The sequence below is a fragment of the Methanomassiliicoccales archaeon genome (assembly GCA_029907465.1).
GTDB lineage: Archaea > Thermoplasmatota > Thermoplasmata > Methanomassiliicoccales > JACIVX01 > JACIVX01.
The window spans coordinates 83,320-97,809 of sequence record JARYLV010000005.1 but is presented as its reverse complement, the minus strand read 5'-3'; the positions used below and the strand labels follow the sequence as shown (position 1 = coordinate 97,809).

General features: G+C 48.6%; 10 protein-coding genes. 3 read left to right on the top strand and 7 right to left on the bottom strand.

Going from position 1 to position 14,490, the window contains the following annotated elements; genetic code table 11:
* Window positions 1-41: 41 nt before the first annotated feature.
* The 4 genes from QHH00_03465 to QHH00_03450 form a co-directional block, all read right to left on the bottom strand.
* Window positions 42-1,190, bottom strand: a complete 1,149-nt coding sequence (locus QHH00_03465) for a DUF166 family protein (GenBank protein MDH7508439.1) — start codon at window positions 1,188-1,190, stop codon at window positions 42-44.
* A 40-nt stretch (window positions 1,191-1,230) separates the two neighbouring features.
* Window positions 1,231-1,407 carry a ferredoxin family protein gene (locus tag QHH00_03460; GenBank protein ID MDH7508438.1) on the bottom strand — a complete coding sequence of 59 codons (177 nt, stop codon included), beginning with the start codon at window positions 1,405-1,407 and terminating at the stop codon, window positions 1,231-1,233.
* Between the two features lie 143 nt (window positions 1,408-1,550).
* A complete protein-coding gene (locus tag QHH00_03455; protein MDH7508437.1) occupies window positions 1,551-2,192 on the bottom strand; it encodes a helix-turn-helix domain-containing protein in 642 nt (213 codons plus the stop codon).
* Between the two features lie 13 nt (window positions 2,193-2,205).
* Window positions 2,206-3,456, bottom strand: a complete 1,251-nt coding sequence (locus tag QHH00_03450; GenBank protein ID MDH7508436.1) for a Glu/Leu/Phe/Val dehydrogenase — start codon at window positions 3,454-3,456, stop codon at window positions 2,206-2,208.
* A 499-nt stretch (window positions 3,457-3,955) separates the two neighbouring features.
* Between QHH00_03450 and QHH00_03445 the strand changes: the two genes are divergently transcribed.
* From QHH00_03445 to QHH00_03435, 3 genes are all read left to right on the top strand, one after another.
* Window positions 3,956-5,905: an ASKHA domain-containing protein gene (locus QHH00_03445; GenBank protein MDH7508435.1), complete on the top strand. Its 1,950-nt coding sequence runs from the start codon at window positions 3,956-3,958 to the stop codon at window positions 5,903-5,905.
* Between the two features lie 284 nt (window positions 5,906-6,189).
* Window positions 6,190-7,221 carry a hypothetical protein gene (locus QHH00_03440; GenBank protein ID MDH7508434.1) on the top strand — a complete coding sequence of 344 codons (1,032 nt, stop codon included), beginning with the start codon at window positions 6,190-6,192 and terminating at the stop codon, window positions 7,219-7,221.
* Window positions 7,218-7,970, top strand: a complete 753-nt coding sequence (locus tag QHH00_03435; protein MDH7508433.1) for an AAA family ATPase — start codon at window positions 7,218-7,220, stop codon at window positions 7,968-7,970. The genes QHH00_03440 and QHH00_03435 overlap by 4 nt, the downstream gene beginning before the upstream one ends.
* A 65-nt stretch (window positions 7,971-8,035) precedes the next feature.
* Here the strand turns inward: QHH00_03435 and acsC are convergent, their stop codons facing one another.
* From acsC to acsB, 3 genes are read right to left on the bottom strand one after another with little or no spacing between them, the layout of a single operon-like run.
* Window positions 8,036-9,388, bottom strand: coding sequence for an acetyl-CoA decarbonylase/synthase complex subunit gamma (gene acsC, locus QHH00_03430; GenBank protein ID MDH7508432.1), 1,353 nt, complete (start codon window positions 9,386-9,388; stop codon window positions 8,036-8,038).
* Window positions 9,366-10,322, bottom strand: coding sequence for an acetyl-CoA decarbonylase/synthase complex subunit delta (locus QHH00_03425; protein ID MDH7508431.1), 957 nt, complete (start codon window positions 10,320-10,322; stop codon window positions 9,366-9,368). Before QHH00_03425 ends, acsC begins: the two co-directional genes overlap by 23 nt.
* Window positions 10,323-10,343: 21 nt before the next feature.
* On the bottom strand, window positions 10,344-14,420 hold the full coding sequence (gene acsB, locus QHH00_03420; protein ID MDH7508430.1) for an acetyl-CoA decarbonylase/synthase complex subunit alpha/beta: 4,077 nt from the start codon (window positions 14,418-14,420) through the stop codon (window positions 10,344-10,346).
* Window positions 14,421-14,490 lie beyond the last annotated feature (70 nt).

Sequence of the window (14,490 nt, the reverse complement as noted above, 5' to 3'; positions counted from 1 at the left end):
CAACTAATAGGTATAAAGCCGCAAAGCCAATCTTTATCTCATTATCTAAATTGAGACGGATCCAGATATCCCACATTCCTTTTTATGTATTTTTTGACCTGCTCCTCGAAAACATTTTTCGTAATGAACCCTGAGGCGTGCATCAGAGTATCGTTCAAATCAGGTTCAATTTTCATTGATGCGAGGCAAGGATAATGATGGTGAGTGAGCGCGGCCTTTTCAACAATCTCATCAAGCCGCACACCCCTCACGTTCTCCGCGAGGTAATGAGTATTTCCGCATGGTGTGCCCCTGATCACTTTAATATTACTGGCGGTCTTGTTGTCCTCGGTCTCAATTTCAATAATAGGTTTGCCAAACCATCGGGCGAATTCGTCAATTGTTTCCTTTCCAACAAGGTCAAGAGAACAGAACGGCCGTGGAAAGGCGTATTCAACGTGCCATTGATCCATGATTTTGCTGATCTGGCTTACTTGCCCAAATGGCATCCATTCGCTATTGTCGATTGGTGCGATGAGCCCCCGGGCTCTCGATCGACGTACGAGCTCAGGCACTAGTTGCGGAGAGTTCTGGCTTTCAGAGAGAAAAAGAAGGAGATCCGTTTCTGGAATCTCCTCTGGAATGTATTCTGAAGGGTCGTCAATGATCATTGGTAGATCCCTTGATAATTCCAGTGCGTTGACTTGCCAATGAGGTGGAGCTCTTTTTTCTAGATTTCTGAAGATTCTTTCTCCGTATTCTCCCTGCCAAACGACGAGGACTCTGAATCCCATAGAATAATCTCTCGGTGGTGGGGCTGTGTAAGTATCGATTCTTTCGACTTGAGTCTCTGGCTTGTACATACTTGATGGCTGAGCGCTATAGTCAACAATTTTTGCACTGAGGTCCTCGACTAAGGAGGAAAAGATATCTATTGATTCATCGGGAATGTCCAAAAAGAGCTCGCGGTATCGAGATTCGGAATTTATTGCTCCGTCCCTTTCAGGTGATGAAATCGCAAGTGTCGCATTTTCCGATAAAATTCGGATATTGTAAAAGATCTTTTTTTCTGACGAACCGATATTTGCGTATGCGATCGTGATCGGAAGATAGTCGAGACACATTCCGTGTTCTTTTGCTATAGCCCATAGTGCTCTCACGATATCGCTGCCTAAAAGCTCCTGTGTTAGTATGACCTTCCTTTTTGTCATGGTGACCAGGGGACGAATGATTTATTCTTGTTCAGTCAAATCATTCAAGTTTGATTGCTTCAACGGGGCACTCATCGACACAGGAACCACATTCAGTGCATTCTTCAGGATTTTTGACTTTCGAAATGTTGTCGACGATTTCAAAAACGCCCGCAGGGCAGACCTCTTCACATCTTCCGCATCCAGTACACAGATCTTCATCAACTTTTGGTGGCATATTCGACGACCTCCGTTCTTGAGGGGATACAATACCGACATTTAAACCTGTTCAATGTCCAGTTATCCTTTAGACCTCAGTTGCGTATGATGACAGAATGTTTGTGATAGACCTTTCCCCGAATTAATTCGGTAATGTTGAACCTAAATCTCGCGATGTTCCCTGAAGTACTTCGTGAGGATGCGCTTCTGCCCCTTCCTCAGGATTTCGGACAGCGTTGATGTCGAAACACCGAGACTCTTAGCCAGCTGCTTGAGGCTGATTTTCCGCGGGAAATCGAAATATCCTTTCTCAAAGGCCATCCGTGTAATCTGTTCTTGCCTTGCAGTCAGTGCGTCTTTGTCACTGATCTCAGTGATCTTAATTAACTTCGGCTCGGCGCCTACCTTCTCGAGGTTCTTCATTAACCTCTGAAGTGGCTCCTTTTCTGTTACTAGCAGAGACCATTCGAGCCGGCCGTCTTTTGTTGAAGTTGAAGATGTGAGGAAACAGTCTGTGTGCGCGAGCAATCGGCAGACAGCACACTCAGTTGTCGAAAAAACCGCGAGAACCTTTCCCCTTTCAATGGGTGTAATATCGACGTTAAAAATATTGGGACTCGATCTGATTGATTCGATGACCGAAGGCAGGTCCTCCTCCCTCTCAACTTCGATCTCGACGAGATCTCTTACCGCTTTCCCATTGACAGGCTTAGAGCCGATGATCTTGATGACTGACGGGTATTGCATGAGCGCATCCTTGATCCAATTCTCGGGCATTTTTAGCGATATGACTGCTTCCATCATGCGTCCATCACTCCTAAGGGTAAAACCCCCTCATTTCCATCGCCCTCGCGACGCGTTTCATCGCCAACATGTACGCAGCAGTCCTCAAATCCACATTCTGGCTCCTTGCAATCCCGTACACTGTTTCAAATGCCTCCGTCATCATCTGCAGTAGGCGGCTCTTGACCTCATCTAACGACCAGAAATAGAACTGCAGGTTTTGCACCCATTCAAAATAACTGACCGTTACACCACCCGCATTTGCAAGGATGTCCGGGATCACCATGATTCCCTTATCAAAGAGGATTCTGTCTGCTTCGGGCGTCGTCGGACCATTTGCCCCCTCTGCAACAATTTCAGCCCTAATCTTCTTCGCATTGTCTTTTCTGATAACATTTTCGAGCGCTGCAGGAATGAGGATCGTACATTCGGTCTCAAGCAGATCCTCTTGCGTGATGTTCTTGGCCCCCTCCATGTCCTGAACAGAGCCAGTCTTTTGTTTGTGTTCGTAGACCTTGATCGGATCGAGTCCATTCTGGTTCAGGATGCCGCCCTTCGAATCGCTTATAGCAACGATCTTGCATCCAGCTTCTTGGTGAAGGAGTCTCGCCGCATGCCAACCCACGTTGCCGTAACCTTGAATGGCAACCGTTGCTCCCTTCAACTCAATATTCTTCACTTTGGCCGCTTCCCGTATCACATACATTAAGCCGCGAGACGTCGCTTCATCCCGTCCCTTAGACCCGCCAATTTCCAGCGGCTTTCCCGTTACTACACTAGGTACCATGTATCCTTTGTTCATGCTGTAAGTATCCATGATCCACGCCATGGTCTGGGCATCGGTGTAAACATCGGGTGCAGGGATGTCTTTGTGAGGGCCAATGATCATTGAAATCTCCGTCACATATCGTCTCGTCATCCTTTCGATTTCCCCTCGGCTCATTTCTTTCGGATTGCAGATAATTCCTCCCTTGGCCCCACCAAATGGAATGCCCATGACTGCGCATTTCCAAGTCATCCACATGGCGAGAGCTCTCACTTCATCGAGCGAGACGTTCGGATGATATCTGATTCCACCCTTGCATGGTCCTCGCGCGAAATTATGCTGAACGCGGAATCCCGTGAACATTCTTACCCTACCATCGTCCAACCTGACGGGGAAGTTGACCGTCAGCTCACGCTGCGGTCTTGTCAGGAAATTGATCAGATCTTGGTCGAGTCCGAGGAGCCTTCCCACATTTTCAGTCTGTTTGACAGCCATTTCGTATGGATTGTTCTGATTCATTTTTCTCCTCCTTTATGAATTATTATGAATTAGCTTGAGTAAATATCATTGGTATTTGTGCGACATCCCTAAATATAATGCGGTTGTGCCATCGATCTATCCTTTCTACACAACTAAAACTGCGTCCGTACGACCAGGCATCAATAAGAAAGGTAATTATCATTCCTTTTGAAATATTCGTGAACTTGAGTGAACTATTATCTATTCGATCCAGGTCTTCTTTGGGAACGAAAGTTTTCGGCTAAATGTTCATTAATAGCAATGAAATCATACCCTCTGGTAGGTGATACTTTGGTTGTAGGGGTTGTTCAAGAGATTTGCCAGGGGTGCGGTGCGTGTGTCTCCTCTTGCCCTTCAAATGCGATTGTGATGAAAGGAAAAAAAGCAGCAGTCACAAAAATCTTTTGCCGATCATGTGGTGTATGTCTGGACAATTGCCCAGCGGGCGCACTACAAATGCATGACTGTTAAATAAGTTATACCTGATTCGGATAATGTTATGCATCCATTGGTACGATTTCTGCCTCAGAACGTGACGGTTGAAGTGACCCCAGGAGCAACGGTACTAGAAGCGGCTTATCAAGCTGGGGTTATGGTCAACAGCATCTGCGGTGGAAAAGGTACTTGCGGAAAATGTCGTGTTATCGTGCAAGGTGATGTTGAGCCATTTGGCGGCAGGGAGTTTTTTTCGGAGGATGAGTGGAAAGCGGGATATCGCCTTGCCTGTAAAACACGTATCAATGACAATGTAGAGGTACTAGTCCCAGAAGAAATTCAGATCGCCTCTCATCAAATCTTGACATCCTACAAAGTCGAAAGGCTTGGTGAACTTTCACCATTATCCTCGGCAAGATATCTTGAGCTTCCTTTGCCAACTCTTGATGATAATCTCGCGGATCTTGAACGGTTGAGACGCTCTCTTCTGTCATCAGGGGTTGACCTTTCCACGACCCTTCGGGCATTGAGGATAATGCCGAAGGTGTTGAGGGAAAGTCAATGGAAGGTCACCGCAGTCCTTGATGAAAGCGGCGAGACAAAGAGATTAATTGACCTAAGACCAGGTGACGCCACAAAAAGGAATTTTGGAATTGCCGTCGACATCGGAACGACAACGGTTGTTCTCAGTCTCGTGGATCTTGCGACAGGCAACGTGATCGCTCAAGCTTCGAATTATAACAAACAGATTATGTGCGGTGAAGATGTACTCTCGCGAATCGCCTACGCTGAGGAGGGGGGTCTGCCGCGCCTTAATCAGTTGATCATTGAGACAATAAATTACTTGATAGCAGAATTGTGCAGCGTCTCAGAAAACTGCGAGGGAATCGGCGGTAAAGTCTGCGCCCACGAAATATCGAGCATGGCGGTCGCTGGTAATACCACGATGATTCATCTCTTTTTAGGCCTCGATCCGAAATACATTCGTTACGAACCATATGTCCCGACTGTGAGCATCCCGCCAATTTATCGGGCTGATGAGGTTGGTGTGAACATCAATCCAGATGCACCAATTTACTGCGTCCCTAGCAGAGCGAGCTATGTTGGAGGAGACATTACGGCTGATATCATCGCATCTGGGATGCATCTCAGACCGGAAATCGCAATGTTGATCGACGTCGGTACGAACGGCGAGGTTGTTCTTGGCAACAACGAGTGGCTTATTTCGTGCTCGTGCTCCGCAGGCCCAGCTTTCGAAGGCGGAGAGGTTAGGTACGGGATGAGAGCAATGTCAGGTGCGATCGAACGTGTTCGCATCCTTGAGAATTACGATGTTAAGTATTCAACGATTGGCGGCGCAAAGCCACGTGGGATTTGCGGATCCGGTCTGATCGATCTCATAGCGGAAATGTTCCTCCGTGGTTTGATCGATAAAAAAGGCCATATCCAGCAGGCCAATACGTCGCGCGTTAGGCGTGGCGAGGACGGCATGGAATTTGTTATTGCTTGGGCTAATGAGACTGCTATAGGGAAAGACAGGATAACAAAACTTGACGGAAAGCAAAGGATCGTTGTGAAAGAAGAGAAGGGACGCGACATCGTGATCACGGAAAATGATATAGGTAATATAATCAGGACAAAGGCCGCAGTCTACGCTGCTTGCTGTGTCTTACTTAAGAAAGTCAACTTGACTTTTGATGATGTCTCAAGATTGTATATTGCTGGTGGTTTTGGCAACTACATCGACATGGAACGCGCCGTTGCGATAGGCTTGCTACCAGATCTGCCATTCAACCGTTTTGTATTTCTGGGTAATGCAGCGCTGGCCGGTGCCTATTTGACGCTACTCTCAAAGGATAAGAGGATCGAGGCGCAGAAGGTGTATGAGATGATGACTTATCTCGAACTCAGTACGACTCAGATGTTCTTCGATGAATTCTCCTCGGCCCTTTTCTTGCCGCATACAGATATCAGCAGATTTCCGACTGTGGCGGAACTGCTCAGGAAGCTCTAGGAAATTCTAGAGTCTTTCCACATAAGCATCTCTCTCTTTCGAACTTGTAAAAGCTTTCTGGTAGTTGTTCCCCACATTGACACGCGACTTCATCATCTAATATTTCTACGTTCGCTCCGCAAAACGGACACCTGACCATAATGATCCCTAGTGTATCTTGGATTCGGCGATATATAATATTATCCTACGACCAATGACGATTTTACTCGACAGACAACGATTTTGGCTTTTATTTATTTCACTCGGGAAAGGTTTATTATATTTACTTCAAAATCTCGCTAGCCGTGCCTTGGCATTTCGCTGCGACGTGCATAGGTTCCCTTCCTCATCAAGATCCAGCGAAAGCTGTCGATTTCATCCTTGACATTGGAGATCTTATTCCTTTTTGGCCGCAATTGCCAAAGAGAGGGTTCAAGGAGAACATGTACGCGCAGTATTCTGTCCACTTGCCTGGTATTGAGATCGATGTAGACAAAAAAAGAATCACGGTTGATCTTCATCGGTACGAACCATTTAACTTCTACGAACAATTGATCAATGAAAATCTTGATTTTTTCTCATTTCCGCTAGATAGTTTCGCTGGTTTTTTTGAAATGATCAAGCGCGAATTTCCAAGTTCCAAAACGATCGTCAAAGGCCAGACGACAGGCCCGATCAGCACAGGTCTTCAGATTTTCAATGAAGAGAACAAGCCGATCGTTTACGATGAGAGTTATTGCGAGATCGTGAGGAAAAATCTCAATATGATGACGCGCTGGCAGGTGAAGACACTTCTAAAAAAATGTCAGAAAACGATCATTTTTATCGATGAACCGTCACTTTCCCTGCTGGGGACGCCTTACGCGAGCATCAAATGGGAAGATGCGATCGCGTGGATTAACGATGTTCTCGAAGGTGTTGAGGGCTGGAAAGGTATCCATTGCTGCGGGAACACGGACTGGTCAAAGGTCATAGAGGCGGATATAGACATTCTTTCATTTGATGCGTACGATTACGGATACACGATCTCTCTCTATCCTGAAGAGATCTCTCGCTTTCTTGAGCGGGGAGGTGCGCTGGCATGGGGGATCGTGCCGAACAACGAGGAGGTTGCCCGTGAAGAGAACATCGATTCGCTTGTTGAGAAGGTGATTTCGGAGATCGAGACAATGAAGGCGAAGGGGGTCGATGAAGAGTTGCTAATCCGCAATTCGTTGGTCACGCCCCAGTGCGGGCTCGGTGGAATGTCGGAAGAAGGTAGTGAATCGGCCATCAGGACACTCGTCTCGGTCTCTAGAGAGCTCAGGAAGAAACTCGGGTTAGAGGAAGTATCATGAGTTACGCAATCGCCGTAGCGGGGAAAGGAGGCGTGGGTAAATCAACGATAGCCGCGCTCCTTATTCGAGCACTAGCTGAGAAATCTCGAGAAGTTGTTCTAGCTGTCGACGCAGATCCCAATTCTAACCTTGGAGAAAAACTCGGTGTAAAAGTCGATAAGACAATCGGCGACCTCAGAGAGGACCTCCTCAAAAAAGCAGATGAAATTCCAGCGGGCACGAGCAAACAGGAATTCATCAGATATCAAATTCAACTGGCTCTTGTTGAAGGAGATCAATTCGATCTGTTGACAATGGGGCGACCTGAGGGGCCTGGGTGCTATTGCTATATCAACAACATTCTGAGGACCTTCATGGACGAGCTGGTCGATGATTATGCGTACATCGTCATTGATAACGAAGCTGGCATGGAACACCTCTCTCGTCGGACGACTAGGAAAATGGACAAGTTGATCGTCGTTTCAGATGCGACCAAACTGGGCGTGGAGACAGCGGTGAGGATTAAAGAACTCGCCGAGGAAATGGGGCTCCAAATAAAATCGAATATGCTGGTTGTCAACCGCTCGCCGCCGGAGCTGCACAGTGTTGTTGAGGCGGTGATCAAGGCAGGTGGGTTCCAAGACGTGAGAAAGGTTCCTAATGACAAAAAAATAGAAGAACTAGCCATGGTCGGCGAACCTTTGACCAGGCTCGACTCGACAAGTCCAGCATTGAGGGCTGTGAGGGAGATCGTTAGGGATTTGACTTGAATGATACGACCAGTGTTGATATTATTATTTTTCTATCTAAAAAGATAAAAAAAGATTGAAAGAAATTAGTCAAGCGATTTGAGAAGCTTCGGCAATCCATTTGATTCCTTTGGCCCGACGATGACCTTCAATCCCGTCAGTTCCTGAAGCTTGCTACTCATCCTGGCCACCATACCAGGGATGATGATTTCGCCGCGCTTTGATTTGTTCTTAGCACCCGATGCCTCGAGGGCTTTCGCGACCATCTCAGGTGTGAGCTTTCCAGCGGCGAATGCGGTCATGACCGACAAACCTTCTGTGTCAATGACCTGTAGCCAAACCGGGATTTTGCTTTTCTCAATGTCCCCGACAACGGTGAAGTATGTGAGGGAGAAGTTCGTCGTGAAGAGGAGTGGCGACTTCTCATCAGGATTATTAATCGCGTACAGGTCTGGTTTGACCTGGATTGGGACTTGCGGATCGGTGTAGATGTTCTGTCTCAGGACGTACAGTGGTAGTGCTGTGGCGGGATCGATATCATCAAAGGCAACAATGCTACCGTATTTCATCGTCGAAATGAGACCTTTCAGAATAGCTTTCTCGCCCTCACCCGCGTGAACGTATATTGGATATCCGAGTCCTCTGAAAATCTTCTTCACCGAGATCTTCCGGATAATTGTGCTTTTCTCGATCAGATCCTTGAGTGTTCTCGCACCGAAGTCGAGGACGATGTCTTCGACACCAGCCGCCTTCACCTTGGCAACGAGATCGGCCAGCTGGTTGAGGCCCGTGTCTTCGTAAACGACCAGCGGGCATTTTGTTTCCTTTGCCACAGCAGCCATCGCCTCGGCATTGGTTGATTTAGCGCCGTGTAAGAGAGGCACTTTCGTTGCAATCTTAGACGCTGCAAGTTTCATGGCATCAGGTTTGTCTGAAATCAAAATCATCGGGAGATCAGTCATCTTTGAAACCTGTTCGACGACGTTAGCGAACTTCTCTGCGCTTCCCGAATCGTTCCTGACACCAACCATGTCCATTTTCAACAGCTGTCCAACTCTCTCGAACCTAAGGGAATGAGCTTTCTCAACCTTCGCCTTGATCTCGGCATCGGATGAGGAATCCGAAATAATGAGTGCATATGCCGTGGGATGGAAGAACTTCTTCTCATGCCGGTACAATTCTGTCTCGTCCCCTATCTCGATTGTATTCTGGCCCGTACCGATCTTGACCAGCCGGATCGGTGGCGCGGCGGACGCAGCGAGCGTGGCCTTTGCCTGATCTGAAACATAGGGGCAGTCTTCGAGCTTTGCCTTCTGGTTAGCCAGTTGCATCGCAAAAGCCAGGCACGTGGGAAATTTGCATTCACCGCAGTTCTTTTTCGGTAGTAGCTTGAAGATCTCCATTGCGGTCGGCACTTCAATCACCTCCAAGAAGCTCATTGAGCGCCATCCTGACAATTTCGACGGCCTTCGGGCTTCTCATGATGAGCATGTCCGCACCTGAAACGAGTGCTGCAAGAGCGGTTGTCGCTTCCCACCAGGCAGCTCTCAAATCAACATCCCCGAGTTTATCGTTCTCCTCTGTCGCCTCTCTTGCTTTCCATGCAATCGTCGTGTCGCAAACCATTGGAACCTGGAGCATGGTGTCGCCCATAAGCGCTGCGAGTCGAATGCGCTCGTTGACAGAATATGAATATTCAAGACCCATGCCGAGGCTCGCCATCAGCGGATCTGCGACGATGTTCTCTTTCTTGACACCAAAATCTGTGAGGAGGATATTGATTTGCTTCGCCAGGTTGATATCGAGATTTGAGAACGCGATTAGTGCGTGGTTGTTCGCCATCGAAGCAGCTGCGATCGATTTGTAAGCGCTTTCTTCCGCATGTCCAAGCAAGAGCCTCTCCTTCGCGCCGATATTGCTGACAGCTTCCATCGTCTTCGCATCTTTCTCCTCATGTCCGCAACCATAGACGATGAGCGGGACCGGCACGGCAGCGAGGACTTTGCGCACCGTTTCGGCCGCCTCTGCGGGAGACCTGTTCTCCTCCTCCGGGTTTGTTGAATGTAGCTTGAGGCATATGAGATCGACTCCATATTTTTCGACCCAGACCTTCGACCACTGGACCGGGTCTTCGGCAGCATCGCCGAAGGCCTTCTTCGCGAGTGGCGGGTAGTCCCTTAATGTATCAATGACCTCGCCAGCTATTGCCGGCCTGTTCGCGATCGGCCCTTCAAAGGAGAGAAACGGCATCCCTGTCTCTCCGCCTATGACTACCTTCCTACCCCTTGACCCACCATCTTCCGCAGTTGCTCCAATTACAATTGTACAGATTTTGCCCGTCCACTTCTCTTTTGGAATCGGCACCTCAACCATATCGTCTCCTCCTACAGTAACCTATTGCAGCATCGGAGGCATTTTCAGCGCAGGATGATCGACTTTGACCATCCATTCCATGAGTCCCTCTGCATCGGTGCATATTGTTTCGTCAGCGATCTTGTCGACGAAGTCTGGTGTGCCCAGTTCTTCACTTCTTTTCTTCAGGTCCTCTTTCATTGCTTCTTTGAGGTCCTTCGGCATCCAGGCGATGCGGTGGAATCCACCGTCAGCCGATATGAACTTCTTGCTGACTAAATACTTCCGTCCAACACCGATGAATCCTGGTGTCTGCTTTCCGCCTCCGACAGATCCAGCGAGCGTTGAGAATTTCATCCCGATTGGTGTCATACCAGGGTATTCTCTATTGACGACGATGACTGCCTGCATATCAGCCGTCATCGCGACGATGCACTCGAAGCAACCACAACTCGTCATCGGATCTTCCATCATCGTGTACGCGTTGAATCTCTCGATCTTGTGATGGCTGAATTCGTAAACAGCCTGATTGACACCAACCCACGATCCTTTGACGGGATCGATGGCTCCTCCCTTGACGATCGGTTGGTTTGGACCCGTTGGTGCGATTTCGTTGCTTGCTTTGGCATCGAGCCAGTTGATCGCACCGCAGAGACCTAACCTCTCTGGTGTAATGACGCAGACATGATCGGGTGCAAAGGACTGGCACAGTGTACAGCTGTAGAATGTGTCGACCGATTCGTCAGTCAATCCCGCCATTCTCGCATCTCTCTTCGCGTAAGTCTCCAGTGCTTCAGGTAACCTCTTCCTGATCTCCGCCTCGTCCGTGATGATGGTTACCTGGACACGACTTATGATGCTCCCGAACTCCTCCTTCATCTTTGTGATGAGGATATCACCGAAATGCTTGAATCTCAAGCCTGCTTTCACAGAGCTCTTGCTCAGCCTTATCCACAGAATGTTTCTCTGACCTGTATGCCATGCACCTTCGGCGAAGTTGATGAATTGATGAATCCTCCTTTCAAGTACGGCCTCGAAATCCTCTTGCATCTTCTTGCCATAGACCTCTATGATGATGGCAAGTGGCGTTTTGCCGCCCTCCTCCATCTCATCAACATCTTTTCCGATCAGCGTGATCTTACCGTCCTCAACTTCGTGTTCCTGGCGCATCTTCAGGAGTTCGAAAGCAAGCGTCTTTGCAGCACCACCCGCCTCGATGTAAGTGTCTGGTCTTCTGACCGTTTCGCCCTCGAAGGCGGGCCCATATGCAACTGGTATGTTAACGGGCGCGAGCTTGACTTTGATGTTCCTGACTTCGATTGCCGTCTGGATCATTTTGTCGTAATCTTTCTGCACAACATACTTGTCAGGAATCGCCTCGACGTCCTGATCGGTGATCGTCGGGGAACCGTTAAAGAGGACGGCGAACTCTGCAGCAGCCTTAATATGGTCAATGGGGCCCATCTGGAGCACAAAGACTTTTGGCCTCTTTGAAAGATACTTGTAGAGATTCTCGCGGTCACCTCTCTTGATACCGCCGAACGCAAGCGCAGCCCTAATCGCGAAGTTCAGACCATGTATCGCCTGAGTGAATTCACCAACCGGATACAGCATCCGATCGAGACCCATCTTGATGTTTTCATCACGTAGCTGCCTGATGGTGTCGAACGTCGCGATAATGAGCATCCCCTTGCTCTGGCAGTCCCTCACGATCTTGGCAAGGTCCTTCGGGTTCTTGGCACAGCCGACGAGCACAGCACAGCCTGGTATCGTGTCGTCAACGAACGCAATACCCAGTTCTCTCAGTGTCCTGTCGGGCACGAACCCGCAGTACGGTGTCCCTTCGTAGGGCTTATCCGTCTCGATGTATTTCAACGCCTCAACAATTTCCGCCGCAATCATTGTCGCCTCGCCTGCGATTAGTGCATTTTCATATGTGGGCTCCTCTCTGATCTTCCCTCTGACTTTACCGAGTATTGGTGGCAGATCACCAAGCTTCTTGACCTCCCTCCCATCCCATGCATAAATCGATGGAAGTTCGAAACCAGTATCTGGATATTCTATCTTCTGATCATATCCATACTTCTCAATTGCGACGCTTAGAAGCTGATCAGCGTACCCCACCGCTATGATTGCACCCTCGATCGCCATCTCGAACAATCTCTTCTGGCTGATCGGCTCACCACTTTCCACAACATACTTGTTATCAAGGCCGAGAACCCAACGTCTATACTCGACAGTGTTGAGGAGCTTCTTTGCGGCTTTGAACGGATCCCTCTCAAAGATGAAGTATCCGCCGTAGACGTCTCTCGCCGTGTTCTCGAGTACTTCAGTGACGAGTGATGACCCGAAAATGTAGTTGATCGTCCCCACATGAACAGGTAATCCAAGAGCAACGGCCCATGTACCGATCGAAACCGCTTTCTCATGATTCGCTTCAGGTGCGCTGGCGACAAAAGGAATCTGGTGAACATCGACGCCAAATCTATTGGCGATCGCCGTTGCAAAATTCGCAGCACGCGTGTTATCTACGCAAGAGCCCATGTGCCATATCGGGGGTAGATTAATGCCATTTTTCTCTCCGAGCTCCTTCAAGAATTTCTTGAGGCCCTCCCCCGCGTATTTCTCCGTCGCTTCGGCGGAAAGCAAACCTTGTTTCGCAAACGCGCCTGCGGAACATCCTGTAGCGAGCACGAGAACATCGTTCTTTATGAGTGCTTTTGCAATGGTGATATGGTTGAAATCCTGCACGGCTTTCTGGTTGTTGCATCCAGCCATCAGAGCGATTCCCCTGATCGTTCCGTTGCGGATATTATCAACAACGTGCATGATTGGATCGTCTTGGTTGAATTTCGAGCAAAGTTCCTCAATTTGTTCAAGACTGAATCCCGCAATGACCTCGTACTTGACATCTGGTACATTCGCCTTGCTCTTATCCCTCTTCTTGAACGCCTCGATAGCCATCTGGATGATTGATCTGGCGCTCTTCTCAGCATCCTCCTCTCTGAATTGAACATGCGTTGCGTAAGGGATGTGGACATTTGGCATTGTAGTGATCATCTCGGTGTGAAGGCATGAACAGATTTCTGCGACAGAGGGCATGACACATTGGTAATCCACAACCACTAGGTCAACAACGCCCGTCGCGAGCACAAGCTCCTGTGAAGCGAAGTTCGAAACCATCGCGACGCCTTTCCTCATCAACGTCTCGTTCCCGGTGCAGCAGATACCGACGATGTTGATGCCCGATGCACCGGCAGCTCTTGCCTCCTCCTCCATTTCCCTCGCAACATCAACGATTATGTCGCTGAGGACTGGATTGTGGCCATGAACTGCGATGTTAACCGCATCTGGTTTCAGCGCGCCGAGATTGGCATAGGTTCTAACGAGACGCGGTGTCCCAAAAAGAATATCGGATAAGTCAGTCGAAATCTGCATACCATTGTAGTCGGCAATCGCGCATTTGATGCCGCCAAAAAGAATAGGGACAGGATCAGCATCACAACCGAGTGTTGTGCGGTGCATCACATCGGAAATTGCATGGTCAATATTGTCTGGCATTACACCCTTTTCCTCGAATAACTTAGTGCGGGCTTTCGTGATTGTCGTCGTTGTGAACGTCAGCGGTTTGCGCTCGTATCGCGAGTAATCTTCGAGGGCCTGCATCACAACCTCTTTCGCAAGTTCGTTAGTGTCGATTTTTTCGGTCTCGATGCCAATACGCTTGGCAACTCTCTTGAGTTTGCCCACGTCTTTAATCTTATAAGCCGTAGTTTTGCCTTCGATCGCCTTCAGCATCGTCTCAGCGATATGTCTGCCATGGCCTGAGTGTGCGGCAGCACCGCCCGCGATGTTCCTAATGATGTTTCTCGCAACGATCGTATAGTCTCTCGCTCCGCAGATCCCTTTCTTAGGTTCTCCACCAAAAGGATCTATTCTGCAGGGGCCCTGCAGACAGTTCCTGCAGCAGATACCCAGTTCACCGAATCCACATTGTGGTAGCTGTGTTTCATAACGATCCCATGTCGTCTCAATGTTCTTCTCTGAAGCGGATATTATTATAGGCTGGGCGCCTATGTCGCAAGTCCTGGTTGCACAAATCTTCTCGTTAGCTTCCATTCTTATATCCTCCTGTCCTCCTTTTTTCTTTATTAAAGATAAAATTCAAATTATTGAGATAGTTACATTT

Coding starts and splice junctions, on each gene's coding strand:
- QHH00_03465 (MDH7508439.1), bottom strand. CDS start 1,190: ATGACAAAAAGGAAGGTCATACTAACACAGGAGCTTTTAGGCAGCGAT.
- QHH00_03460 (MDH7508438.1), bottom strand. CDS start 1,407: ATGCCACCAAAAGTTGATGAAGATCTGTGTACTGGATGCGGAAGATGT.
- QHH00_03455 (MDH7508437.1), bottom strand. CDS start 2,192: ATGATGGAAGCAGTCATATCGCTAAAAATGCCCGAGAATTGGATCAAG.
- QHH00_03450 (MDH7508436.1), bottom strand. CDS start 3,456: ATGAATCAGAACAATCCATACGAAATGGCTGTCAAACAGACTGAAAAT.
- QHH00_03445 (MDH7508435.1), top strand. CDS start 3,956: ATGCATCCATTGGTACGATTTCTGCCTCAGAACGTGACGGTTGAAGTG.
- QHH00_03435 (MDH7508433.1), top strand. CDS start 7,218: ATGAGTTACGCAATCGCCGTAGCGGGGAAAGGAGGCGTGGGTAAATCA.
- acsC (MDH7508432.1), bottom strand. CDS start 9,388: ATGAGCTTCTTGGAGGTGATTGAAGTGCCGACCGCAATGGAGATCTTC.
- QHH00_03425 (MDH7508431.1), bottom strand. CDS start 10,322: ATGGTTGAGGTGCCGATTCCAAAAGAGAAGTGGACGGGCAAAATCTGT.
- acsB (MDH7508430.1), bottom strand. CDS start 14,420: ATGGAAGCTAACGAGAAGATTTGTGCAACCAGGACTTGCGACATAGGC.